Source organism: Sphingomonas sp. (assembly GCF_042095875.1).
In the GTDB taxonomy this organism is placed as follows: Bacteria; Pseudomonadota; Alphaproteobacteria; order Sphingomonadales; family Sphingomonadaceae; genus Sphingomonas.
The window spans coordinates 44,885-66,717 of the sequence record NZ_JBELMJ010000008.1; the positions used below are offsets into that span (position 1 = coordinate 44,885).

At 68.5% G+C, this 21,833-nt stretch carries 26 protein-coding genes; 12 read left to right on the forward strand and 14 right to left on the reverse strand.

Features of this window, described 5'->3' with window-relative positions; all coding sequences use genetic code 11:
• Window positions 1-131 precede the first annotated feature (131 nt).
• Window positions 132-749 carry a flavin reductase family protein gene (locus ACFDS6_RS04895; protein WP_375270992.1) on the reverse strand — a complete coding sequence of 206 codons (618 nt, stop codon included), beginning with the start codon at window positions 747-749 and terminating at the stop codon, window positions 132-134.
• Window positions 750-775: 26 nt separating this feature from the next.
• Here ACFDS6_RS04895 and ACFDS6_RS04900 point away from each other — a divergent pair, with 26 nt between their 5' ends.
• The 4 genes from ACFDS6_RS04900 to ACFDS6_RS04915 all read left to right on the forward strand — a co-directional run bounded on the left by ACFDS6_RS04900 (window position 776) and on the right by ACFDS6_RS04915 (window position 3,990).
• Window positions 776-1,576 (forward strand): cytochrome b/b6 domain-containing protein, encoded by an 801-nt coding sequence (locus tag ACFDS6_RS04900; RefSeq protein ID WP_375270993.1) that lies wholly within the window; start codon window positions 776-778, stop codon window positions 1,574-1,576.
• Window positions 1,573-2,319 carry a molybdopterin-dependent oxidoreductase gene (locus ACFDS6_RS04905; RefSeq protein WP_375270994.1) on the forward strand — a complete coding sequence of 249 codons (747 nt, stop codon included), beginning with the start codon at window positions 1,573-1,575 and terminating at the stop codon, window positions 2,317-2,319. Before ACFDS6_RS04900 ends, ACFDS6_RS04905 begins: the two co-directional genes overlap by 4 nt.
• A 56-nt stretch (window positions 2,320-2,375) precedes the next feature.
• Complete coding sequence (locus tag ACFDS6_RS04910) at window positions 2,376-3,602, forward strand: class I SAM-dependent methyltransferase (protein WP_375270995.1); 1,227 nt, start codon at window positions 2,376-2,378, stop codon at window positions 3,600-3,602.
• 187 nt (window positions 3,603-3,789) lie between these two features.
• Window positions 3,790-3,990: a hypothetical protein gene (locus ACFDS6_RS04915; RefSeq protein WP_375270996.1), complete on the forward strand. Its 201-nt coding sequence runs from the start codon at window positions 3,790-3,792 to the stop codon at window positions 3,988-3,990.
• 42 nt (window positions 3,991-4,032) lie between these two features.
• Here the strand turns inward: ACFDS6_RS04915 and ACFDS6_RS04920 are convergent, their stop codons facing one another.
• Complete coding sequence (locus ACFDS6_RS04920) at window positions 4,033-4,461, reverse strand: EF-hand domain-containing protein (protein WP_375270997.1); 429 nt, start codon at window positions 4,459-4,461, stop codon at window positions 4,033-4,035.
• Between the two features lie 263 nt (window positions 4,462-4,724).
• Between ACFDS6_RS04920 and ACFDS6_RS04925 the strand changes: the two genes are divergently transcribed.
• A complete protein-coding gene (locus ACFDS6_RS04925; protein ID WP_375270998.1) occupies window positions 4,725-5,942 on the forward strand; it encodes an argininosuccinate synthase in 1,218 nt (405 codons plus the stop codon).
• A gap of 117 nt (window positions 5,943-6,059) precedes the next feature.
• Window positions 6,060-7,718 carry a hypothetical protein gene (locus ACFDS6_RS04930; RefSeq protein WP_375270999.1) on the forward strand — a complete coding sequence of 553 codons (1,659 nt, stop codon included), beginning with the start codon at window positions 6,060-6,062 and terminating at the stop codon, window positions 7,716-7,718.
• 85 nt (window positions 7,719-7,803) lie between these two features.
• Here ACFDS6_RS04930 and ACFDS6_RS04935 read toward each other — a convergent pair whose 3' ends face one another.
• From ACFDS6_RS04935 to ACFDS6_RS04950, 4 genes are all read right to left on the reverse strand, one after another.
• Window positions 7,804-8,934, reverse strand: coding sequence for a GNAT family N-acetyltransferase (locus ACFDS6_RS04935; protein WP_375271000.1), 1,131 nt, complete (start codon window positions 8,932-8,934; stop codon window positions 7,804-7,806).
• Between the two features lie 260 nt (window positions 8,935-9,194).
• Window positions 9,195-9,665, reverse strand: a complete 471-nt coding sequence (locus tag ACFDS6_RS04940) for a RidA family protein (protein WP_375271001.1) — start codon at window positions 9,663-9,665, stop codon at window positions 9,195-9,197.
• Window positions 9,666-9,697: 32 nt separating this feature from the next.
• On the reverse strand, window positions 9,698-10,345 hold the full coding sequence (locus tag ACFDS6_RS04945) for an HAD family hydrolase (RefSeq protein WP_375271002.1): 648 nt from the start codon (window positions 10,343-10,345) through the stop codon (window positions 9,698-9,700).
• The gene (locus ACFDS6_RS04950; protein ID WP_375271003.1) at window positions 10,342-10,626 is read right to left on the reverse strand and encodes a DUF3572 domain-containing protein; all 285 of its coding nucleotides are present in this window, start codon (window positions 10,624-10,626) and stop codon (window positions 10,342-10,344) included. Before ACFDS6_RS04950 ends, ACFDS6_RS04945 begins: the two co-directional genes overlap by 4 nt.
• A 40-nt stretch (window positions 10,627-10,666) precedes the next feature.
• Here ACFDS6_RS04950 and ACFDS6_RS04955 point away from each other — a divergent pair, with 40 nt between their 5' ends.
• On the forward strand, window positions 10,667-11,029 hold the full coding sequence (locus tag ACFDS6_RS04955; protein ID WP_375271041.1) for a response regulator: 363 nt from the start codon (window positions 10,667-10,669) through the stop codon (window positions 11,027-11,029).
• Window positions 11,030-11,225: 196 nt separating this feature from the next.
• On the opposite strand, the gene rpmG is transcribed toward ACFDS6_RS04955, so the two are convergent.
• Both rpmG and ACFDS6_RS04965 read right to left on the reverse strand, forming a co-directional pair.
• Window positions 11,226-11,393 (reverse strand): 50S ribosomal protein L33, encoded by a 168-nt coding sequence (gene rpmG, locus ACFDS6_RS04960; protein WP_019516727.1) that lies wholly within the window; start codon window positions 11,391-11,393, stop codon window positions 11,226-11,228.
• A 140-nt stretch (window positions 11,394-11,533) separates the two neighbouring features.
• Window positions 11,534-11,893: a hypothetical protein gene (locus ACFDS6_RS04965; RefSeq protein ID WP_375271004.1), complete on the reverse strand. Its 360-nt coding sequence runs from the start codon at window positions 11,891-11,893 to the stop codon at window positions 11,534-11,536.
• Window positions 11,894-11,948: 55 nt separating this feature from the next.
• Between ACFDS6_RS04965 and ACFDS6_RS04970 the strand changes: the two genes are divergently transcribed.
• The 3 genes from ACFDS6_RS04970 to ACFDS6_RS04980 all read left to right on the forward strand — a co-directional run bounded on the left by ACFDS6_RS04970 (window position 11,949) and on the right by ACFDS6_RS04980 (window position 13,328).
• Entirely contained in the window at window positions 11,949-12,515 is a 567-nt protein-coding gene (locus ACFDS6_RS04970) for a TMEM165/GDT1 family protein (protein ID WP_375271005.1), read from the forward strand.
• A 124-nt stretch (window positions 12,516-12,639) separates the two neighbouring features.
• On the forward strand, window positions 12,640-13,080 hold the full coding sequence (locus ACFDS6_RS04975; RefSeq protein WP_375271042.1) for a Dps family protein: 441 nt from the start codon (window positions 12,640-12,642) through the stop codon (window positions 13,078-13,080).
• Between the two features lie 62 nt (window positions 13,081-13,142).
• On the forward strand, window positions 13,143-13,328 hold the full coding sequence (locus ACFDS6_RS04980; RefSeq protein ID WP_375271006.1) for a DUF1328 family protein: 186 nt from the start codon (window positions 13,143-13,145) through the stop codon (window positions 13,326-13,328).
• Window positions 13,329-13,331: 3 nt separating this feature from the next.
• Here ACFDS6_RS04980 and ACFDS6_RS04985 read toward each other — a convergent pair whose 3' ends face one another.
• Window positions 13,332-14,180, reverse strand: a complete 849-nt coding sequence (locus ACFDS6_RS04985) for a metallophosphoesterase (RefSeq protein WP_375271007.1) — start codon at window positions 14,178-14,180, stop codon at window positions 13,332-13,334.
• Between the two features lie 118 nt (window positions 14,181-14,298).
• On the opposite strand from ACFDS6_RS04985, the gene ACFDS6_RS04990 reads away from it, so the two are divergent.
• Window positions 14,299-15,918 (forward strand): cisplatin damage response ATP-dependent DNA ligase, encoded by a 1,620-nt coding sequence (locus ACFDS6_RS04990; RefSeq protein ID WP_375271008.1) that lies wholly within the window; start codon window positions 14,299-14,301, stop codon window positions 15,916-15,918.
• A gap of 114 nt (window positions 15,919-16,032) precedes the next feature.
• On the opposite strand, the gene ACFDS6_RS04995 is transcribed toward ACFDS6_RS04990, so the two are convergent.
• The 4 genes from ACFDS6_RS04995 to recQ form a co-directional block, all read right to left on the reverse strand.
• Window positions 16,033-16,191 carry a hypothetical protein gene (locus ACFDS6_RS04995; protein WP_375271009.1) on the reverse strand — a complete coding sequence of 53 codons (159 nt, stop codon included), beginning with the start codon at window positions 16,189-16,191 and terminating at the stop codon, window positions 16,033-16,035.
• 78 nt (window positions 16,192-16,269) lie between these two features.
• Window positions 16,270-16,611, reverse strand: a complete 342-nt coding sequence (locus ACFDS6_RS05000; RefSeq protein WP_375271010.1) for a hypothetical protein — start codon at window positions 16,609-16,611, stop codon at window positions 16,270-16,272.
• A 25-nt stretch (window positions 16,612-16,636) separates the two neighbouring features.
• Window positions 16,637-17,083, reverse strand: a complete 447-nt coding sequence (locus tag ACFDS6_RS05005; RefSeq protein WP_375271011.1) for a TIGR01244 family sulfur transferase — start codon at window positions 17,081-17,083, stop codon at window positions 16,637-16,639.
• Between the two features lie 174 nt (window positions 17,084-17,257).
• Complete coding sequence (gene recQ, locus ACFDS6_RS05010) at window positions 17,258-19,027, reverse strand: DNA helicase RecQ (protein ID WP_375271012.1); 1,770 nt, start codon at window positions 19,025-19,027, stop codon at window positions 17,258-17,260.
• Between the two features lie 83 nt (window positions 19,028-19,110).
• Between recQ and ACFDS6_RS05015 the strand changes: the two genes are divergently transcribed.
• Window positions 19,111-19,383, forward strand: coding sequence for a GNAT family N-acetyltransferase (locus ACFDS6_RS05015; protein WP_375271013.1), 273 nt, complete (start codon window positions 19,111-19,113; stop codon window positions 19,381-19,383).
• Between the two features lie 110 nt (window positions 19,384-19,493).
• On the opposite strand, the gene ACFDS6_RS05020 is transcribed toward ACFDS6_RS05015, so the two are convergent.
• A complete protein-coding gene (locus ACFDS6_RS05020; protein WP_375271014.1) occupies window positions 19,494-21,749 on the reverse strand; it encodes a M3 family metallopeptidase in 2,256 nt (751 codons plus the stop codon).
• Window positions 21,750-21,833: the final 84 nt, after the last annotated feature.

The window sequence follows — 21,833 nt, forward strand, 5'->3', positions numbered from 1 at the left end:
CTGGCGGTGACGGGGGTGACGGCGGCGGTGTTCTTCTGGCGGGCGTATGGGTGAGGGGGGGCTGGCGAGCCGTGTAGCCGCGGCCCCTCTCCCAACCCTCTCCCCGAAGGGGAGAGGGCTTTTGGCTGTCCTTAGCCCGGCCGTTTCATCGCGAACTTGGCGGCGTCGGTGATCTCGAAGTAATCGGCGGGGCCGCCGCCGCGCAGGATCGGGTGGGCGCGCGCGGTTTGGTAGGTGCCGTTTTCCAGCATCGCGCGGTCGATGTGGATGCCGACGACCTCGCCGATGACGAGCCAGGTGTCGACCTGCTCGCCGCCGCGCGTCTCGAGCCGGATAAGCTGCGTCAGAACGCATTCGAACGAGGCGGGGCTGCGCGCCACGCGCGGGGCGTCGATCTTGCGCGAGGGCGCGGTATCGAGGTTCGCGAGGGTGAACTCGTCGACCTCGCCCGGCACGGTGGCGGCGCTCTGGTTCATCTGCTCGGCGAGCGCGCGTGTCGCGAGGTTCCAGGTGAAGGCGCGCGTCTGCTCGATGTTGGCGACCGAATCCTTCCAGCCGTTCGATGAGAAGGCGAGCAGCGGCGGATGGTAGTTGAGCAGGTTGAAGAAGCTGTACGGCGCCAAGTTGCGCACGCCGTCAGCCGACACGCTGCCGATCCAGCCGATCGGGCGCGGCGCGACGATCGCGTTCAGGGGGTCGTGCGCGAGGCCGTGGCCGTTCGCGGGTTCGTAGAAATGCCATTCGGTCATCGCGCGATAACTGTTATGGGTCGGATATGGACGCAACGCCGATCAACGATCCCGTCACCATCCGGCGCCACTCGCTCGCCACCCGGGTGTGGCACTGGATCAACGCGGTCGCGATCTTCATCCTGATCGGGTCGGGGCTGGGGATCAGCAACGCGCACCCGCGGCTGTACTGGGGACGGTATGGCGCGAACTTCGATCCGCCCTGGGCGACGCTGCCGCGGTTTCCCGCGTGGATTACCATCCCGCAGAACTATAATCTGGCGATTTCCAGGCGTTGGCACCTGTTCTTCGCACTGGTGCTCGCGTTTGGGTTGCTGGGGTACATGATCGCGAGCCTGATCAACCGGCATTTTCAGCGCGACCTTCGGCTGCGCGCCAAGGACCTGAGCCCGGCGCATCTCGCCGCCGACGTGCGCGCGCATTTGCAGTTCAAGTTCCACGACGAGGCGCATCCGGGCGCGTACAATCCGTTGCAGAAACTGTCCTACGCGGGCGTGGTGTTCGTAGCACTGCCGCTCGTCATCCTGACCGGGCTGGCGATGTCGCCGGGAATGGATGCGGCGTGGCCGTGGTTGCTGGAGCTGTTCGGCGGGCGGCAGTCGGCGCGCTCGATCCACTTCATCACCATGGCGGCGATCACCGCGTTCGTGGTGGTGCATCTGGTGCTCGTCATTCTGGCGGGGTGGCGGCGCCAATTGTGGTCGATGATTTCGGGCAAGTGGCGCGTGCCGGCCAGCGAGCGCGACGCGCGCGCGGAGACGCCCGCGGGAGAGGCGGCGGCCAAGGACCTGAGCCACGGCGCACGGGGAACGGAGGCGGTGCGATGATTCGGCGCAGGACGCTGATCGCGGGCGGCGGCGCGGGGCTGCTGCTGTCGGGGTGCGACCGCGTGATCGCGCAGCCGCAGGTGCGCGACATCATCTTCAAGGGCGAGGATATGCACCGCGCGCTGCAACGCGCGCTGATGAACCGCGACGCGCTGGCGCCGGAATATTCGGCCGATCAGCGCTCGCCTTATTTCCGCACCAACGGGACGCGCGATCCCGGGACGGCGGCGTATAACGCGCTGCGCGCCGGCCACTTCGCGGACTGGCGGTTGCAGGTCGACGGACTGGTCGCGCGGCCATTGTCGCTGTCGCTCAGCGATCTGGGGCAGTTTTCGCAGCGCGCGCAGATCACGCGGCACGACTGCGTCGAGGGGTGGAGCGCGATCGGCAAGTGGCAGGGGCCGAAACTTGGCGACGTGCTGAAACAGGCGGGGGTGCGCGACGCGGCGCGCTACGTCGTGTTCACCTGCGCCGATCTGTACGGCGGCGCGCCTTATTACGAGTCGATCGACATGGTGGACGCGTTCCACCCGCAGACGATCCTCGCCTGGGCGCTGAACGACCGCTTCCTCGATGTCGGCCACGGCGCGCCATGCCGGCTGCGGGTCGAGCGGCATTTGGGGTACAAGCACGCCAAATATCTGATGAAGATCACCGCGGTGAACAGCCTGACGGGCATCGGCAAGGGGCAGGGCGGTTATTGGGAGGATAACGTCGACTATGATTGGTACGCGGGAATCTGATCGTTTCCCCGCGTTGCTAGTGACAGCCGGGCGCACGATCCGTTAGCAGCCGCCGCATGGCACTGATCGACGTTTTCCTGCGCCGCGCGATCCGGCGCGGCGCGCTTACCCTTATCAAACCCGATGGCTCCAGCACCCGTTTCGGAACACCCGACCCCGCGCTGACGCCGGTTACCTTCACGATTCACGACAAGGGCGTGTACCGCGCGATCCTGGCCGATCCGGCGCTGGCGCTGGCGGAAGCGTTCATGGACGGGCGCGTGACGTTGCAGCAGGGCGACATCCTCGACCTGCTGACGCTCGCCACCGCCAATTCGCGCTGGGAGAATGGCGCGAACCACCTGGGCGCGAACCGCTGGCGCAAGGTGAAGGGCATGTTCCGCCACCGCTTCCTCCGGCTCAACAAGGCGCTGGAATCGAAGAAGAACGTCGCGCATCACTACGATCTGTCCGACCGGCTGTACGACCTCTTCCTCGACGCGGACAAGCAGTACAGTTGCGCTTACTACACCAGCCCGGACAACAGCCTGGAGCAGGCGCAGGCGGATAAGAAGGCGCATATCGTCGCGAAGCTGGCGATCGAGCCGGGGATGCGCGTGCTCGACATCGGCTGCGGCTGGGGCGGGATGGCGCTGTACATTCACGCGAAGACGGGCGCGGAGGTGCTGGGCATCACCTTGTCCGAGGAGCAGTTGAAGGTGGCGCGCGCCCGCGCCGAGGAGGCGGGGGTCGCCGACAAGGTCCGGTTCGAGCTGATCGACTATCGCGCGTTAGACCAGACGTTCGATCGCATCGTGTCGGTCGGCATGTTCGAGCATGTCGGGGTGCGCAATTTCCGCACCTACCTGGAGAAATGCCGCGACCTGCTCACCCCCACGGGGGTCATGCTGCTCCACACGATCGGGCGCGCCGACGGGCCCGGCTTCACCGACCAGTTCACCGACAAGTACATCTTTCCCGGCGGGTACATACCCTCGCTGTCGGAGATCATGGAGGCGAACAATTTCATCCGCTGGTTCGTCAGCGACGTGGAGGTGCTGCGGCTGCACTACGCCTTCACGCTGCGCGACTGGTACGCGCGGACGGTCGCGAACCGCGACGCGATCGTGGCGCTGTACGACGAGCGGTTCTTTCGGATGTGGACCTATTATCTGGCGGGCGCGATCGTGTCGTTCACCAACGGCCCGCTGGTCAATTTTCAAATCCAGTTCGCGCGCGACCGCGACGCACTGCCGCTGACGCGCGACTATATGGTGGAAGGGGAGCGGGCGTTGCGGGGATGAGGAATAGGTCGGCTAATGGCGTGTAATGACGCTCTACTACCCGCCATGAGCGACGCTCGCTACACGAGGTGCATGACCGAGTGGCGAAGAGGCTTTACCGCACCGAGCTCCAGCTATCCAGGCGCCGTCGTTTCTCTCGAATGCACGCGCTACATAGACGGATGTTCTCGTGGAGACGACTTGGGCGGTGAACGTCCTGAACCCTGATGGCAGCTGGGTGGCTCTCGCCGATGCCGACCACATCCAATCTAATCTGGACTCGCTGATTTCTATGCTGGCGCCATTCTGCGACGGAGAGACACGCTGGACGGCTGATCGTGACGGTCGCACCATGACGTTCTTCGACATGGTTCTCTCGACATGGCCGGACCAGACGAACGGCAGCTAGCCCTAAGAACTAGACAAGCGCCGTTCAGTTGGAGTCGGACCTTCAACGCCCCTTGGGCGGGCCACTCTTGGTAACGGCGCCGCGGGCTGCCGCGCGGGCGGCGGCGGCTTCCTGGCCATCGACGCGGCCGTCCTTGTTCAGGTCGTATTTAGCGAAGACGTTGCTCATCAGCGCCTGCGACTCCGCCTCGCTGACCTTGCCGTCCTTGTTGGTGTCGGCGCGCGCGATGAACAGCGTGGCGATCTTCTTCGCCTGTGCGGGGTCGAGCGTCTTTCCGCCGGCGACCTTCATGCGCTTCATGCGCGCCTCGATCTCGGCCTGGCTGAGGAAGCCGTCCTTGTTCGCGTCGGACGCGGCGAACTCGCCGTCGAGCTTGGTTTCCGCGCTCTGGCGCGTCTCCTGCGCGGCGGCGGGAAGCGCGAGGGCGGGGAACGTGAGGGCGGCGAGGAACAGGGCGCGGGTGCTGGGCACGGTGTCGGGTCTTTCCACGAGAAAACGGACGCCCGCGTTGGCGCGCGGCGCTTGTACCGCGCATGAACGCGAGCGGCGGATCGGGGTTCACTGCCTGACAAGGAGCACCGGCCGGCGTGCCGCTTGAACGGGTTTCGGGTCGCGTCGCGGACCCGCGGGGCCGGTCACGGACCCCTCAGCGCCGGTCAACGGTTGCATGGCCGCGCAGGCGCGCATAGGGCCGCGCGCGACTTCACCGCCCGTATGCAGGAGCTCCCCACGCCATGTCCGAGCCAATCAAGAAGGTCGTCCTCGCTTATTCCGGCGGGTTGGACACCAGCGTGATCCTGAAATGGTTGCAGGAAACCTACGGCTGCGAGGTCGTGACCTTCACCGCCGACCTGGGTCAGGGCGAGGAATTGGAGCCCGCGCGCGCCAAAGCCGAACTGATGGGGGTCAAGCCCGAGCATATCTTCATCGACGACCTGCGCGAGGAATTCGTGCGCGATTTCGTGTTCCCGATGATGCGGGCGAATGCGCAGTACGAGGGGCTGTACCTGCTCGGCACCTCGATCGCGCGACCGCTGATCTCCAAGCGGTTGATCGAGATCGCGCGCGAGACGGGCGCGGACGCGGTGGCGCACGGCGCGACCGGCAAGGGCAACGACCAGGTGCGCTTCGAGCTGTCGGCCTACGCGCTCGATCCCGACATCAAGGTCATCGCGCCGTGGCGCGAATGGGATCTGAACAGCCGCACCAAGCTGATCGAGTGGGCGGAAGCCAGGCAGGTGCCGATCCCGCACAACAAGCGCGGCGAGGCGCCGTTCTCGACCGACGCGAACCTGCTCCACACCTCGAGCGAGGGGCTGGTGCTCGAGGATCCGTGGGACGAGGTGCCCGACTACGTCTTCTCGCGCACGGTCAACCCGGAGGACGCGCCCGATCAGCCGGAGACGATCGAGATCGAGTTCGAGCGCGGCGACGGCGTCGCGCTGAACGGTGAGCGGATGAGCCCGGCGTCGCTGCTGGAGGCGCTCAACGAGCTGGGGCGCAAGCACGGCATCGGGCGGCTCGACCTGGTCGAGAATCGCTTCGTCGGGATGAAGAGCCGCGGCATGTACGAGACGCCGGGCGGCACGATCTACCTGGAGGCGCATCGCGGGATCGAGGCGATCACGCTCGATCGCGGGGCGGCGCACCTGAAGGACGAGCTGATGCCGCGCTACGCCGAGCTGATCTACAACGGCTTCTGGTTCTCGCCCGAGCGCGAGATGCTGCAGGCCGCGATCGACCTGAGCCAGGAGAAGGTGTCGGGGACGGTGCGGCTGAAGCTGTACAAGGGATTGGCGTCGGTGACCGGGCGCAAGTCGCCCAACACGCTGTATTCCGAGAAGGTCGTGACGTTCGAGGACGACCAGGGCGCGTACGACCAGCGCGACGCGGCGGGGTTCATCAAGCTGAACGCCCTGCGGCTTCGCTTGCTGGGACGGCGCGATCGCTGATCGCACCTAGAGGCTTGCTCGGGCGGGGCGATCGCTGAGTGATCCGGGCGGGTCGCGGAGGCTCGCCCGATTACGACAGCCTTGCGGGCGCACCCCTGTCGCCCCTAAGGCGTGGCGATGGACGCGGGGGAGCGGCAGTGGTGGCAGACTAGGTGGTTCGTCGTCCTGGCGGCGCTGATCGCGTGCGTGCCGCTGCTCTGGCCCGACATTCCGCCGATCGTCGACCTGCCCGGGCACATGGGGCGCTACCGAGTCCAGCTCGATCGCGGCGCGCACGCGTGGCTGGCGGACTGGTACACGTTTCAATGGTCGCTGATCGGCAATCTGGGCGTCGACCTGCTGATCGAGCCACTGGCTCCGATCATCGGGCTGGAGCCGGCGGTCAAGCTGATCGTGATGGCGATCCCCGCGCTGACGGTCGCGGGGCTGTTGTGGATCGCGCGCGAGGTGCAGGGGCGTATTCCGGCAACCGCGCTGTTCGCGCTGCCGCTCGCCTACGGTTACCCGTTCCAGTTCGGGTTCGTAAACTTCGCGCTGTCGATGGGGTTGGCCTTGTGCCTGTTCGCGCTGTGGCTGCGGATGGCGCGGCTGAGGCGGTTGCGGTTGCGCGCGATCGTGTTCGTGCCGCTGTCGTGCCTGTTGTGGGTGTGCCACACGTTCGGCTGGGGCGTGCTGGGCGTGCTCGCCTTCTCGGCCGAGATGATCCGCCAGCACGACCTGCGCAAGACGCGCCAGTCGGGGCATTGGGTGGCGAGCTGGTTCCGCGCCGGCCTGGGCTGCGTGCCGCTGGCGCTGCCGATGATCTTCATGGTGGTGTGGCGATCGGGCGCGGACGTGACCGGGCAGACCGGCGACTTCTTCTACTGGCGCACCAAGATCGCCTGGGTGCTGATGGCGCTGCGCGACCGCTGGCTGTGGTTCGACGTGGCGTCGATGGCGGTCCTCTACCTCGTGCTGTTCAAGGCGGTGCGCGATCCCCGCATCACCTACTCGCGGCACCTGGGCATCTCCGCGCTGTTCATGCTGGCGGTGTTCATCCTGCTGCCGCGGATCGTGTTCGGATCGGCCTACGCCGACATGCGGCTGGCGCCGTTCATGCTGGCGATCGCGCTGATCGCGATCCGGCCCAAGCCCGGCATGTCGTTCCGCCACGCGCACGTGCTGGCGGCGGTGGGGCTGGCGTTCTTCCTGGTGCGGATCGCGGCGACGACGGCGAGCTTCGTGCGATTCGACCGCGATTACGACGAGGAACTGGTCGCGCTCGACCACGTGCCGGTCGGCGCCCGGCTCTTGTCGTTCGTCGGGCATAATTGCCACAACGACTGGCGGATGAGCCGGCTGGAGCATCTGCCCGCGATCGCGCTGGAGCGGCGGCTGGCCTATACCGACGACCAATGGTCGATGGCGGGCGGGCAGTTGCTGACGGTCAATTACGACGCCGCCGGCGGCTGGGCGCACGATCCGACGCAGATCGTGACGCCGGTCAGGTGCCGCGCCGAATGGTGGCGTCCGGTCAATTACGCGATCGCGCGACTGCCGCGCGACGCGTTCGACTATGTCTGGCTGATCCGTCCGCCCAATTGGGACCCGCGGTTCGCGCCCGGGCTGATCCCGGTGTGGCGTTCACCGACGAGCGCGTCGGTGCTGTTCCGCATCGATCATTCGGTGCCCGCCCCGGAGGCGAGCGACGAGGAGCTGGGCATCCCGCACTACATCGTCGAGTTCATGCGCCGGCGGCGCGAGCAGTTGATCGCGGCCGGCGCGATCGGGAAGTAAGCGGCGCTTCAACGGGGTGAGGTGGTTCGTGCCGGGCCTACCGACCCCAGCCCCTCCCCTCCCGGTAAGGGGGGGCTCGTCGCGATCAACCGCGCTTGAACGGGGTCATCTGCTCGAGGAAATGCTGGTCGTGCTCGACCGCGGCGCGCTCGCGCACGAGGAAGTCGGACACCGCGCGGCGGAAGCCGGGGTCGGGGATGAAGTGCGCCGACCAGGTGGGGACGGGGGAGTAGCCGCGCGCGAGCTTGTGCTCGCCCTGAGCGCCCGCCTCGACCGTCTTCAGGCCGCGCGCGATCGCGGCGTCGATCGCCTGGTAATAGCACAGCTCGAAGTGGAGGAAGGGCACGTCCTCGGTACAGCCCCAGTAGCGGCCGTAGAGCGCGTCGGCGCCGATCAGGTTGAGCGCGCCCGCGATCGGCACGCCGTCGCGCTCGGCGAGGATCAGGAGCACGCGGTCGCCCATCGCCGCGCCCAGCAGCGGGAAGAAGGCGCGCTTGAGGTAGGGCGTACCCCACTTTCGGCTGCCGGTGTCCTGGTAGAAGGTCCAGAACGCGTCCCACTCGCGTTGGCCGATCTCGGCACCGGTGAGGTGGCGGATCGTCAGCCCCTCGACAGCCGCCGCGCGTTCCTTGCGGATCGCCTTGCGCTTGCGGCTGGCGAGCGCGGCGAGGAAGTCGTCGAAGGTCGCGTAACCGTCGTTCTGCCAGTGGAACTGCGTGCCCTCGCGGATCAGCCAGCCGGCGGCCTCGAACAGCGGAAGCTGGTCGGGCGCGACGAAGGTTGCGTGCGCGGAGGACAGGTCGTGTTGGCGCGTCACCGCCTCGATCGCTGCGATCAGCGAGGGGGCGGCGGATGCGTCGCGCAGCAGCAGCCGCGGACCGGGCACGGGAGTGAAGGGCGCGGCGACCTGCAGCTTGGGGTAGTAATCGCCGCCGGCGCGGGTCCAAGCGTCGGCCCAGGCGTGGTCGAAGACGTACTCGCCCTGGCTGTGGCTCTTGGCGTAGGCGGGGGCGACCGCCACGGGCACGCCGTTCTCATCGTCGACGATCAGCGGAATCGGTTGCCAGCCGGTGCGCTGCCCGACGCTACCCGAGTCCTCCAGCGCCTTCAGGAACGCGTGGCTGGTGAACGGATTTGCGGTGCCGGCGCAGGCGTCCCACTGATCGGCGGGGATTTGGGCGACGCCGTCGGCGATCCGTGCGGTGATGGCGGTCATTGCGCGCCAAGATAGGGGCGGGTGGGGGTGAGGGGTAGGGGCGCAATCTGCGCGATCCGTCCACCTGTCGTTCTATCCATCGTCACCCCGGACCTGATCCGGGGTCCCGCTTTCTCCGGCAGGTGAGGAAGAGAAGCGGGATCCCCGGTCGAGCCCGGGATGACGGGATGCTGGTGTGCCGGGTTGTTCGTGCCGCGGGCGGTTCGTGCGCGACCTACCCACCCCCGGCCCCTCCCTTGTCAAGGAGGGGAGTAGTCACTTTACAGCGAGCGTTCGATCTCGACGATGGCGTCGACCTCGACCGCGGCGCCGAGCGGCAGGACCGCGACGCCGACCGCGGAGCGGGCGTGCTTGCCGGCGTCGCCGAACAGCGCGGTCATCAGGTCGGACGCGCCGTTCGCGACCTTGGGCTGGTCGGTGAAGTCGGGCGTCGAATTGACGAACACGCCGAGCTTCACGATCCGCTTCACGCGCTGGAGATTGCCGAGGTGTTGACGAATCTGCGCGACCAGCATCAGGCCGCAGCGCTGCGCCGCGTCCTGGCCCGCCTCGAGGCTGACGTCATCGCCGAGGCGCCCGGTGACGATCTGGCCGTCCTTGAACGGCAGCTGGCCCGAGATGTGGAGCAGCCCGCCCGCCTCGACGACGGGCGTGTAGGAGGCGACGGGCGCCGCGGCCTGGGGCAGTTCGAGCCCGAGGTCGGCGAGTTTGCGGTCGATCTGGTCGGTCATACGGCGCGGATTGGGCGCGGCGCGCGCGTGGGTCAAGAGCTGGCGAGCGCGTCCATAGGCGGCGCCGGCTCGGCGGCGGCGAAGTGCGCCTCGATCCAGGCGCGGCCTTCCCGCCAATCGTCGATGCGCGCATGCGCGGCGGGGGCGGGCGCGATGCCGGCGGCGAGTTGCGGCTCCGACACCATGTGGAGGCGCCAGACCTCGGGCGCTTGCTCGGCGACCGATTGATGGTGGACGGGCAGGTCGTCGACGAACACCGCGACCGAGGGCGCGTACTCGGCGACCAGCGCGGCGACGGGCGCGCCCTTGCCGCCCTGGTTGCAGACAACGCGGTGCTCGATCCCGAAGGCGGCGAGCTGGTCGACGCGGTGGGTCTGGCACTGGTCCTGCAGGTTGGTGAGGATCACGACGTCGGCCTGTTCGGCCAGCGCGGCGATCGCTTCGCGCGCGTGGGGGACGATCGTCTGGCGGTGCATCTGGTCGGGGAAGAAGCCGTGGAGATAGCCCCACATCTCCTCCTGCGTGAGCGGCTCGCCCGAGCGGCGGCGCATGTTCTTGGCGAGTTCCCACGAGCCGAACGAGAAGTCGACCTGATGCTCGTCGCCGAGCCAGTCGGCGAAGTGGCGGACCATGTGGACGAGGACCTCGTCGCAGTCGGTGATGAGCAGGGGTCGGGTCATGTATGCTCCAGGGTCGCGCGCGCGGCAACCAGCGTCTCGGGACGGGTGTCCAGGTCGTCGGCGCAGGCGATCAGATCGGGTTCGTAGCTTTCGAGATAGGTGAGCACGGCGGCGAGCACCGCCGGTTCGCCCAGCCGCTCGCGCAGGTCGCCGGGTGCGAGGCCGGTGAGCGTCAGGAGGCGCCCGGCGCGGTCGTCGTCCGACAGGACCCAGGCGAGCGCGGACAGCGCCAGCGCCGCGGCGGCGTCGGGATCGATCCCATTTGTCAGCGGCGTGCGCATTGCCTATCTCTCGCTAAGGTCGATGGGGGTTAATGATCGCGTGGCAAAAAGGGTGCTCGTTGTCGAGGACAACGAACTGAACCTGAAGCTGTTCTGCGACCTGCTGCGCGCGCACGAGTTCGCGGCCGAGCCGGTGCGCGACGGACGCGAGGCGGTGGCGCGCGCGCGCGAGGTGATGCCGGACCTGATCATCATGGACATCCAGATGCCGCACGTGACGGGATACGAGCTGATCTTGGAATTGAAGGCTGACGAGGCGCTCAAGCACATACCCGTCATGGCGGTGACCGCTTACTCGGGGCGCGAGGACGAGGAGCGCATCCGCGCGGCGGGGGCGGACGCGTACGTGTCGAAGCCGATCAGCCTCGCGCGGTTCATGCAGGCGGTGGGGGCGTTGGTGTAGGATTGCTCCCTCTCCCCGGTGGGGTGAGGTGCATGTGTCTCTCAAAGAGCGGCGCCTGGATCAGCCCCTCACCCAACCCTCTCCCCGGAGGGGAGAGGGCTAATTGCGCGTACGACAAAAACCGCGGTGGATCGCTCCACCGCGGTTCTGGAACCCTCACGTAATCGCGCGGTCGGCGCGTGGCCGCCGGTGCGGATTACTTGATCTTGGCTTCCTTGAAGTCGACGTGCTTGCGCACGACTGGGTCGTACTTGCGGAACGACAGCTTCTCGGTCTGGGTGCGCGGGTTCTTCTTGGTCACGTAGAAGAACCCGGTGTCGGCCGAGCTGACGAGCTTGATCTTGACGGTGGTCGGCTTTGCCATGACCGTATCCTGTGCACGAATAGAAAACAAAAAGCGGCGAGGCGTGCCCGCTGGGCTGCCTTGCCGCGTCTGGGGGGCGAATGACGGATTCGTGCTGGCAAGTCAAGGCGTGTGCGCCGCCTGTATATCGCCCGCGGCATTTAGCCGCGCGTTAACGATGTCGCGCGCATGATCGAGGCGACGACGGGGAGGGTTGGCGCATGGTGGTCGGGCAGCAGAACAGCGTCGGAGCGGTGCCGAGCGAGGTGGGCGCGGTGAAGGCCGATCTCGCGCGGCGCGTGGCGGCGATCGAGTGGCGCGGCGGGCCGGCGCGGCTGGCGACCGAGCTCGACCAGATCCGACGAGTGGCGCGCGCACGGGCTGCTGCCCGCGCTGGTCGTCGCCCAGCAACTGGAGCGCGCGCTGGCGCGCGGCGACCACGGGCCGATCGTCCACGCCTGGCTGGCGATGCTGGGCGAGGCGATCTCGAGCGACCGGCAGGACGCGGCGGCGTCCGACACGTTCGCGGCGGCGTGCCAGGTGCGCTTCGCAGGCTGACGCGCGCGAGCTAGCACCGTGGACGCGTTGATGGCGGCGATCGTGCTGGGCGCGATCTGCCAGGTATCGGACAAGACGCCATGGCTGGCGGCGATCTTCGCCGACCGGTTCCGCAGCCCCGCACTGGTGGTGCTGGCGGCGGTGCTGGCTCTCACGTTCAACTACGCGATCGGGGTGGCGGCTGGGCTGGCGGTGACCGCGCTGCTGACGCCGGAGGCGCGATTGCTGCTGCTAGCGCTCGCGCTGGTGCTGGCGGGCGCGGGCACGGGGTTCCGGTTCAAGCGGCCCGACGCGCTGGAAGGGTGGCGGACGGGCGCCGCGTTCACCAGCATCGCGGGGCTGGCGATCATGGCGTTCGGCGATCGGATGCAGTTTATCGTCGCGGCGCTCGCCGGGCGCAGCACGCTACCCTGGGCGGCGATGGTCGGCGCGGTGATCGGCGGTGCGGCGGTCAACGTCGTGGCGGTGGCGCTGGGCCAGGCGGCGTGGCTGCGGTTGCCGCTGAAGGCGCTGCGCGTCGCGGCGGCGGCGATCCTGCTGATCGCGGGGGTGGTGATCGGGCTGAATGCGCTCAGGCTGGTGTGAGGCGGGGAGCAATTCGAGGCGCGAACCGTTGTGCGGGCGAAACCATCCCATCTGGAGACCCCGCGCCGTGGCCGACATCGATCCCAAGCTCGCAACCCCGACCGACCTTGCCCGCAACGACACCATGACCGCGGCCGAGGCGCTGAACGTCGCACTCGCCGACTGTTTCGCGGTGTACCTCAAGACCAAGAATTTCCACTGGCACGTGTCGGGCCCGCACTTCCGCGACTACCACCTGATGCTCGACGATCAGGCGGCGCAGATCCTGGGCGTGACCGACGCGATCGCGGAGCGCGTGCGCAAGACGGGCAACACCACACTGCGCTCGATCGGCGACATCAGCCGCCGCCAGCAGATCGCCGACAACGACCGCGAGTTCGTGTCGCCCGACGACATGCTGGCCGAGCTGCGCGAGGACAATCTCAAGCTGGTCGAGGCGCTGCGCCGCGCGCGCGAGAAGGCCGAGGAAGCCAACGACACCGCGACCTCCAGCCTGGCCGACGACTGGATCGACGAGGCCGAGGAGCGCGCCTGGTTCCTGTTCGAGGCCAGCCGCAAGGGCTGAGCCGATCAACGACGCGGCCGGACGGTCGCGCCGACCCTGACCTATTCTATCGGAGACCCACCATGCTCAAGCTCGCGATAACCTTTCTCGTGATCGGGCTCGTGCTCGGTCTGCTCGGCTTCGGCGGCATAGGCGGCGCGTTCGTCGGTATCGCCAAGATCCTGTTCTTCATCGCCATCGCGCTGTTCGTGATCTTCCTCATCATCGCGCTGGTGACGGGCAAGGCGGTCAAATCCGCGATCGACTGACGCTTACCTGCTCGCCGGGCCAGCCAACGGCCCCAAGGTGAGCAGCCACAGGTCGGGCGGCGCCTGCCAGCGGATCGGCAGGTCGCTGGTGCCCAGACCAGCGGTCACCAGCACGCGGTGGCCGTGATCCTGAACCATCCCGCACAGGTAGCGGCGATGCGTGCGCACGGGCAGGAATGGCGGGCCGATCAGCGGCAGCCGGACCTGCCCGCAGTGGGTGTGACCCGCGATCATGAACGGCGCGCCCGCCGACAGCTTGGTCGCGAGATCGGGCGAGTGGGTGAGGAGCAGCGCCGCACCGCCCAGGCGTTGGAGTGCCGCCATCGTCGCCGGCAGGTCGTCCGCGCCGCTGTAATCATCGTCGACCCCGCCGATCGCGAGCGGCCCGCGCCGGATCGCCTGGTTGGCGAGGACGGTGATTCTGGCACGCATCAGTGCGGCGCGCACGACCGCGAGGCTGGTGCCGTGGTCGTGATTGCCCGGCACCGCGACGACGCCGAGCCGCGCGCGCAGCGGCAGCAGCGCACGGGTGAGCGCGTCCTCCATCTCCAATGCATCCGGCCGGCCGTAGCCGTCGATGAAGTCGCCCGCGATCAGCACAAGGTCGGGGCGGAGCGCATTCACTTGCGCGACGATGCGCGACAGTCGCGCCTCGTCCATTGCCAGGCTGCCGATATGGATGTCGCTCATCACCGCGACGCGAAGCGGCGCGGCACCCGCGGGCCAGTCGGATAGCCCGACGCTCGCGCGCCGCACGACCGGATCGGCGCGCGCGTTCCACATGGCGAATGCGAACAGCGCGGCGGCGAACGCGGCCATAATGGCGAGCACGAGGAACAGGCGGCGACGCATGGCGCGGCGGTGTAGGGCAGGCGCACGGCGGCGCAAGGGTGTCGCTGCCCGCAAACAAGGTGACGCGTTAGCGGGAACGCGGCGTGGAGCGTGATCGCCCGCCAATCGTTACGCCCCCATGCACGCCTTCGCGCAGCTTCTCGACTCGCTGATCTATACCCGGTCGCGCAACGCCAAGTTGAAACTGATCGGCGATTACCTGCGCGTCACGCCCGATCCGGATCGCGGCTGGGCGATGGCGGCGCTGACGGGCGACCTGGACCTGCCTGGGGTCAAGCCGGCGCTGCTGCGCGCGCTGATCGAGGAGCGGTTCGACCCCGTCCTGTTCCGCATGAGCCGGGAGTACGTCGGCGACACCGCGGAGACGATCGCGCTGCTGTGGCCGACGCCGGACGGCGTGGTGGAGGCCGAGCCGCTGAGCGTGTCGGCGGTGGTCGATCGGTTAATGCACCTGTCGCGGTCGGACGCGGGCGGCGTGCTGGCGGGGATGCTCGACCGGCTGGACGCGGAGGAAAGGTTCGCGCTGCTCAAGATGGCGACGGGCAGCCTGCGCGTCGGCGTGTCGTCCAGGCTGGCGAAGCAGGCGCTGGCGGACGCGTTCGGGCTCGACGTCGATGCGGTCGAGGAGGTTTGGCACGGGCTGGAGCCGCCGTACCCGACGCTGTTCGCCTGGGCGGAAGGGACGGGCGAGCAGCCGACGCCCGCCGACGTACCGGTGTTCCGCCCGTTCATGCTGGCGCATCCGCTGGAGGATCTACGCGTAGACCTGTCGGACTATGTGGCGGAGTGGAAGTGGGACGGTATCCGCGTTCAACTGGTCCATGTCGTGGGTGCGGACGGGCGCGGCGAGACGCGGCTCTACAGCCGCACCGGCGACGACGTGACGCGCGCCTTTCCCGACGTCGCGGCGGCGTTCCGCACCCCTGGCGTGCTCGACGGCGAGCTGATGGTGAAGGGCGACGTGCAGGGCGGCGCGTTAGAGGACGGCGGCGGCGCGGCGAGCTTCAACGCGCTGCAGCAGCGGCTGGGGCGCAAGGTCGTGTCGGCGAAGATGCTGGAGGAGAGCCCGGCGTTCGTGCGGCTGTACGACATATTGTTCGACGGCGCGGAGAATCTGCGTGCGCTCGGTTGGAGCGAGCGGCGCGTGCGGCTGGAGGCGTTTATGCCGCGGCTCGATCCCGATCGCTTCGACCTGTCGGCGGTGGTCGAGGCGGAGGATTTCACCGCGCTGGAAGCCATCCGCATGGGCGCGCGCGACGCCGCGATCGAGGGCATGATGCTCAAGCGTCGCGACGCGCCTTATGTGGCGGGGCGGCGCGCGGGACTGTGGTACAAGTGGAAGCGCGATCCGCTGACCGCCGATTGCGTGATGATGTACGCGCAGCGCGGCAACGGGCGGCGCTCGTCCTATTACAGCGATTACACCTTTGGCTGCTGGACTGGCGGTGCGGCGGGCGAGGGCGAGCTGCTGCCGGTCGGCAAGGCGTACCAAGGGATCACCGACGAGGAACTGCGCCAGCTCGACCGCTTCGTGCGCCACCACACCACCAACCGGTTCGGGCCGGTGCGCGAGGTGGAGCGGTCGATGGTGCTGGAGATCGCATTCGATTCGATCCACGAATCGAAGCGGCACAAGTCGGGGCTGGCGATGCGCTTTCCCCGGATCGCGCGCATCCGCACCGACAAGCCCGCGCACGAGGCGGACACGATCGCGGGCTTGCGCAAGCTGGTGACGTGAGGCGCCAAGTGCCCGGCGTTCCGACCGCCGATCGCGCGGAAGTCTGAACGTTTGCGCGATCGGCCGAGCCGGACGTCGCGCCCGCCGCCCGCGTGCGAGCGGCGGGCACCGTCGTCAGGCGAAGTCGCCGAGCTTGTCGCCTTCCTTGTCGGGGAGGCCCGAAGGATCGTCGTCCATCGGCGGCTGTTCGGGGTTGGCGATGCCGTCGGCTTCGGTCGGCTCGACGCCGGTCTGCTGGGGATCGTGTTCGCCGTGGTCGGGGGTGATTGCCATCGTCTGCTCTCCTTCTCTCTCGCAACGTGAACGCGCGAGGGGCGGCGAAGGGTACGAGGCGTCGTCGAGGCGTGCGTGTTACGGGCCGTCGGCGGGTTCGACGGCAGGTTGACCCAGGCGGCGGACGTCGAGCGCGGTGATCCCGATCAGCGTGACGGTGCCGAAGCGGCGGTCGCCCTCAATCACGATGCCCTCCACCGTCTGACGCAGCGCGGTCCAGGGGACAGGCGCGGCGATCGCGCGCGCGCCGCGCAGGCGGACCGCGAGCACGCCGCCGTCCGCGTCGATCGCCAGCCCCGCGCGGCCGTCGTGCGAGACGAGCGCGTCGACGGCGGCGAAGGCGACCTTGGTCTCGGCAACCGCCTCGATCACCTCGTCGGGCGAGCGCAGCAGGCGGTTGGGGCGGCCGAACCCGAGCATCACGCGGCCCCCCGGCGACGCGCGCTCACTGGTTCGGGTCGCTCCGCTCGGGCGCGACGGCGTCCATCAGCGGGCGCAGGCCGTTCAGGTCGTAGCCGGCGCCCGCGCCCTTGGCGACGAGCGCGTCCTGATCCTCGCCCAGCCCGGCGGCGGCGAGCGCCCACAGGTTGCACGAGCGCGTGCCCGAGCGGCAGTAGGCGAGGACGGGGCCGTTCGCTTGTTGCATCGCGTCGATCATCGCGGCGACCTGCGGGTGCGAGAAGCCGGCGTGGGTGACGGGGATCGCGGTATAGGCGAGGCCGGCGTCCTCCGCGGCGGCGCGGATCGCGTCGCCGCTCGGCTGCGCGGGTTCCTCACCGTCGGGGCGGTTGTTGACGATCGCGGAGAAGCCCGCGGCCTTGATCGCGGGGATGTCGGCGGGGTCGATCTGGGGCGAGACGGCGATGCGCGCGTCGATGCGGCGAATGTCCATGCGCTGCGCGATAGGCGATGGCGGCGCGTGCGTCACGGGGGTGCGATCGACTAATTGCCGTCATCCCAGACTTGATCCGGGATCCCGCTTGCTGGCGGAGGTGGAGAAGGCAGCGGGGCCCCGGATCAAGTCCGGGGCGACGGGGGGTGGGGTTTTGCCGACGCGGCCAATCGGTTAGGCGTGCTCGCGGATGACCTGGAGGAAGGCGTCGCCGTAGGCGTCGAGCTTGCGCTGGCCGACGCCGGTGATGCGGCCGAGCGCCCAGGCGTCGCGCGGGCGTGCCTCGGCCATCTCGCGCAGGACCGAGTCGTGGAAGATGACGTAGGGCGGCACGCCCTGTTCCTTGGCGAGGTCGCGGCGGCGGGCGCGGAGTGCCTCGAACAGCGGATCGTCGGTCGGGTTGGCGGTCCCGCCAGAACCGGCGCTGCGGCGGCGCTTCGGGCGCGCGGGTGCTTCCAGCAAGGCAACGTCGGCCTCACCTTTCAGGATCGCGCGCGCGGCGGGGCCGAACTCCAAACCGCCGTGCGGGTTGGTGCGCAGCGCGTCGCGCAGGAGGAGCGCGCGGCCGACCGGCTTGAGCAGCGCGGCGTCGTCGCCCGCGACGATGCCCCAGACCGAGAGTTGCTCGTGCCCGTTCATGAGGCTGCGCTCGCTCGACTTGGCGGTCAGCACGCTCTCGATATAGCCCGAGCCGAACATCTGACCGGTGCGGAATACGGCGGAGAGATATTTTCGCGCGACCTCGGTCGCGTCGGTCGAGCGCGGGGGCGAGAGGCAATTGTCGCAATTGCCACAAGATGCGGGCGGGTTCTCGCCGAAGTGGCGCAAGAGGATCACGCGGCGGCAACCGGCGGTCTCGACCAGCGCACCGAGGCTCGCCAAACGCTGGCGCTCGCCGGCGTGGCGCTCGGGCTCCATCTCGGCAATGCGTTGGCGCGCGCGGGCGAAGTCCTCCGCGCCCCAGAACAGGTGCGCGACCGACGGGTCGCCGTCGCGGCCCGCGCGACCGGTCTCCTGGTAATAGGCCTCGATCGACTTGGGCAGGCCGGCGTGGGCGACGAAGCGGACGTCGGGCTTGTCGATCCCCATGCCGAAGGCGACGGTGGCGCACATCACCATGTCCTCGGACGCGACGAAGTCGCGCTGGTTCCTGGCGCGGATCGCCGGGTCCAATCCGGCGTGATAGGCGCGCGTCGGGCGGCCGGTGGCGGCGAGTGCGGCGGCCATCTTCTCGGTCGCGGCGCGGGTCTGGACGTAGACGATGCCGGGGCCGCTCGTGTCGCGCACCACGTCGGCGATCTGGCGCGTCAGATTGTCCTTGGGCTGGATCGTGTAGCGGATGTTGGGGCGGTCGAACCCCGCGACGATCATCCCCTCGGCCGGAATGCCGAGCTGTTCGAGGATGTCGGCGCGGGTATGCGCGTCGGCGGTCGCGGTGAGTGCCAGGCGCGGCACGTCCGCGAAGCTGTCGAGCAGCGGGCGCAGCAGGCGGTAGTCGGGGCGGAAATCGTGCCCCCACTCGCTGACGCAGTGTGCTTCGTCGATCGCGAACAGCGCGAGCGGGGCGGCGGAGAGCAGGTCGCGGAACGCGCCCGACGACGCGCGCTCGGGTGCGACGTATAGCAGGTCGAGCTGGCCGTCGCGGAAACGCTGCATCGTCTCGGCGCGGTTCTCGTCGACGCTGGTCAGCGTGGCGGCGGCGAGGCCCACCGCCTCGGCGGCGCGGAGCTGGTCGTGCATCAGCGCGATCAGCGGCGACACGACGACGCAGGTCCCCGGCAGCATCGCGGCGGGAAGCTGGTAGGTCAGCGACTTGCCCGCACCCGTCGGCATGACGGCGAGCGTGCGCTGGCCGCCGAGCGTACGGTCGACGACCTGCCGCTGGACGCCGCGGAAGTCGGGGAAACCGAAGATGCGCTGTAGTTCGGACTTGGGGTCTTGCACGCCACTCCTATCGGTATTGCGGGCGTGCCGCGCAACAGGCGAGCGGGGCGGGGCGTTTAGCCGCGCGACGAAGGGAGTGCTGCATGAAGAACGTGATCGACAACAAGGCCGAGCAGGAGTTCGAATTGACCGTGGACGGCTACCGCGCGGTGGCGGCGTATCAGCTGGAGGGCGACACGATCGTGTTCACCCACACCGAGGTGCCGCCCGCGATCGAGGGGCGCGGGGTCGGCACGAAGCTGATCCAGGCGGCGCTCGATTCAGCGCGCGACCGCGACCTCAAGGTGGTGCCGCAGTGCCGCTTCGTGCGGGCGTATATGGAGAAGCACCCGGAGACGCGCGACATGCTGGGGTGAGGGGCCTGCCAACGTCCTAGGGTCGATCCGGGATCCCGCTTCTCACGAAGCTTGCAGAAGAAGCGGGATCCCGGGTCGAGCCTGGGATGACGAGCAAGGCAGGATCGGCGTTACTTCCCGATCTTGCCCGGCGCGGCGGCGTCGGGGGCGGGCGGCAGCGGAACCGGGCCGTCGCTGTTGGGCGTGGCGCCGGTGCTGGGTGCGACGCGCGAGCCGTCGGCGTTGAGGCCGAGATCCTTCAACAGCGGCGCGACCTGCGGGTCGGCGCCGTTGAAGGCGCGGAACATCGGGGCGTAATCCATCGTGTGACCCTTGGACAGGATCATGTCGCGGAAACGCTGGCCGTTGGCGCGCGTCATGCCGCCGTGCTGCTCGAACCAGTTGAACGCGTTCGCGCTCAGCATCTTGGTCCAGCTGTAGGCATAATAGCCGGCCGAGTAGCCATTGCCCCAGATGTGGAGGAAATAGGGCGAGCGGTAGCGCGGCGGCACGTCCGCCACGTCGAGCCCGGTGGCGGCGAGCGCCTGTTGCTCGAACTGGTCGACGTTCTGTCGTCCCTGCGCGGCTGTCAGCGAGTGCCAGCTCATGTCCATCTCAGCCGCGGCGAGCGCCTGGCCGAAGGAATAGCCCGAGTTGAACGTGCCCGCGCGCTTGATCTTGTCGACCAAGGCCTGCGGGATCACTGCGCCGGTCTTGTAGTTGACCGCGTAGTGCGGCAGCACCTTGGGATCGAGCGCCCAATGCTCGTTGAACTGCGACGGGAACTCGACGAAGTCGCGCGCGGTGTTGGTGCCCGAGACGCTGGGATAGGTCTGGTTCGCGAACAGGCCGTGGAGCGCGTGGCCGAACTCGTGGAACATCGTCACCACGTCGTCGAAGCTGACCAGCGCGGGCTGGCCGGCGGCGGGCTTGGTGAAATTGCCGACGTTGTAGATCACCGGCTTGGTGCCGTTCAGCTTCGACTGGTTGACGAAATTCGACATCCACGCGCCGCCGTTCTTGTTGTCGCGCTTCCAGTAATCGAAGTACATCAGGCCCACGGTGGCGCCGTTCTCCTCGGTCACCTCGTAGACCATGACGTCGCTCTGGTAGACGGGGATGTCGGTGCGGCGCTTGAAGTTCAAGCCATAGAGCTGGTTGGCGGCGTAGAAGACGCCGTCGGTCAGCACCTTGTTGATCTCGAAATACGGCTTCAGCTCGTCCTGGTTGAGGTCGTACTTCGCCTTGCGGACCTGTTCCGAGTAGAAGTCCCAATCCCACGGCTTGAGCTCGAAATCGCCGCCCGTCGACTTGATCTGCGCCTGGAGTTCGGCGGCCTCGCGGCGCTGCTCGGCCGCAACCGGGGTGCCGAGCTGCTGCATGAAGCCGAGCGCAGTCTTGGGCGTCTTCGCCATCTGGTCCTGCAGGACGTAGTCGGCCCAGGTCGGGAAGCCGAGCAGCTTGGCCTTCTGCGCGCGCAGCAGCGCGATCTGCGAGATGGTGTCGCGCGTGTCGTTGGCGTCGCCCTTGCTCGCACGGGTCCAGCTGGCGTTGAACAGCGCCTCGCGCGTCGCGCGGTCCTTCATGGTGGCGAGTTCGGGCTGCTGCGTCGTGTTCTGGAGCGTCAGCACGTACTTGCCGTCCATCCCGCGCGACTTGGCGGCGTCGGCGGCGGCGGCGATCTCCGCGTCGGACAGCCCGGCGAGCTTCGCCTTGTCATCGACGACGAGTGCACCCGCCTTGGCGGCGGCGAGCAGTTTCTGCTGGAACGCGGTCTCCAGCGTCGAGAGCTGCGCATTATACTGGCTGAGCGTCTGCTTGTCGGCCGGCGACAACTGCGCGCCGGCGCGGACCATGCCTTCGTAGGTGAGGATCAGGACCTGCAACTGCTCGGGGTCGAGGCGCAGCGACTGGCGCTGGTCATACAGCGTCTTCACGCGCGCGAAGAGCGCGGGATCGAGGTTGATCGCGTCCTGGTGCGCGGCGAACTTGGGCGCGAGTTCGGCCTGCGTCTTCTGCAGGGTATCGTCGGTGTTGGCGCCGACGACGCCGTAGAAGGCCATCGCGGCGCGCTCGAGCAGGCGGCCCGAGCGCTCCATCGCGGCGATCGTGTTCTCGAACGTCGGGGCCGAGCGCGCGCGGGTGATCGCGGTGATCTCCGCGCGCTGCTGCGCCATGCCGGCGAGCAGCGCGGGGGCGTAGTCGCTGCTCTTGATGCGGTCGAACGGCGGCGCCTGGAGCGGCAGCGTGCTGGGCTGCGCGAACGGGTTGGAGGCGGGCAGCGTGGTGCTCGCGGCAGGGGTGGGAGCAGCGGCGGGAGCGCCGGTCTGGGCGAGGGCGGTGGTCGACATCAGGGTCATCAGGGCAGTGGCGGCGAGCAGACGCATCGGTGTTCCTCTTGCGGCGTGTATGGTGCGCGTGATGCACCCGGCGGGCGAGCGCATCAAGGGTGCGCGCAACGTTGTGCAACG

Bases quoted from the DNA above. Each gene is read 5' to 3' on its own strand.
- ACFDS6_RS04895 (WP_375270992.1), bottom strand. From the start codon at position 749: ATGACCGAATGGCATTTCTACGAACCCGCGAACGGCCACGGCCTCGCG.
- ACFDS6_RS04900 (WP_375270993.1), top strand. From the start codon at position 776: ATGGACGCAACGCCGATCAACGATCCCGTCACCATCCGGCGCCACTCG.
- ACFDS6_RS04905 (WP_375270994.1), top strand. From the start codon at position 1,573: ATGATTCGGCGCAGGACGCTGATCGCGGGCGGCGGCGCGGGGCTGCTG.
- ACFDS6_RS04910 (WP_375270995.1), top strand. From the start codon at position 2,376: ATGGCACTGATCGACGTTTTCCTGCGCCGCGCGATCCGGCGCGGCGCG.
- ACFDS6_RS04925 (WP_375270998.1), top strand. From the start codon at position 4,725: ATGTCCGAGCCAATCAAGAAGGTCGTCCTCGCTTATTCCGGCGGGTTG.
- ACFDS6_RS04930 (WP_375270999.1), top strand. From the start codon at position 6,060: ATGGACGCGGGGGAGCGGCAGTGGTGGCAGACTAGGTGGTTCGTCGTC.
- ACFDS6_RS04935 (WP_375271000.1), bottom strand. From the start codon at position 8,934: ATGACCGCCATCACCGCACGGATCGCCGACGGCGTCGCCCAAATCCCC.
- ACFDS6_RS04940 (WP_375271001.1), bottom strand. From the start codon at position 9,665: ATGACCGACCAGATCGACCGCAAACTCGCCGACCTCGGGCTCGAACTG.
- ACFDS6_RS04945 (WP_375271002.1), bottom strand. From the start codon at position 10,345: ATGACCCGACCCCTGCTCATCACCGACTGCGACGAGGTCCTCGTCCAC.
- ACFDS6_RS04950 (WP_375271003.1), bottom strand. From the start codon at position 10,626: ATGCGCACGCCGCTGACAAATGGGATCGATCCCGACGCCGCCGCGGCG.
- rpmG (WP_019516727.1), bottom strand. From the start codon at position 11,393: ATGGCAAAGCCGACCACCGTCAAGATCAAGCTCGTCAGCTCGGCCGAC.
- ACFDS6_RS04975 (WP_375271042.1), top strand. From the start codon at position 12,640: ATGACCGCGGCCGAGGCGCTGAACGTCGCACTCGCCGACTGTTTCGCG.
- ACFDS6_RS04980 (WP_375271006.1), top strand. From the start codon at position 13,143: ATGCTCAAGCTCGCGATAACCTTTCTCGTGATCGGGCTCGTGCTCGGT.
- ACFDS6_RS04985 (WP_375271007.1), bottom strand. From the start codon at position 14,180: ATGCGTCGCCGCCTGTTCCTCGTGCTCGCCATTATGGCCGCGTTCGCC.
- ACFDS6_RS04990 (WP_375271008.1), top strand. From the start codon at position 14,299: ATGCACGCCTTCGCGCAGCTTCTCGACTCGCTGATCTATACCCGGTCG.
- ACFDS6_RS04995 (WP_375271009.1), bottom strand. From the start codon at position 16,191: ATGGCAATCACCCCCGACCACGGCGAACACGATCCCCAGCAGACCGGC.
- ACFDS6_RS05000 (WP_375271010.1), bottom strand. From the start codon at position 16,611: ATGCTCGGGTTCGGCCGCCCCAACCGCCTGCTGCGCTCGCCCGACGAG.
- ACFDS6_RS05005 (WP_375271011.1), bottom strand. From the start codon at position 17,083: ATGGACATTCGCCGCATCGACGCGCGCATCGCCGTCTCGCCCCAGATC.
- ACFDS6_RS05015 (WP_375271013.1), top strand. From the start codon at position 19,111: ATGAAGAACGTGATCGACAACAAGGCCGAGCAGGAGTTCGAATTGACC.
- ACFDS6_RS05020 (WP_375271014.1), bottom strand. From the start codon at position 21,749: ATGCGTCTGCTCGCCGCCACTGCCCTGATGACCCTGATGTCGACCACC.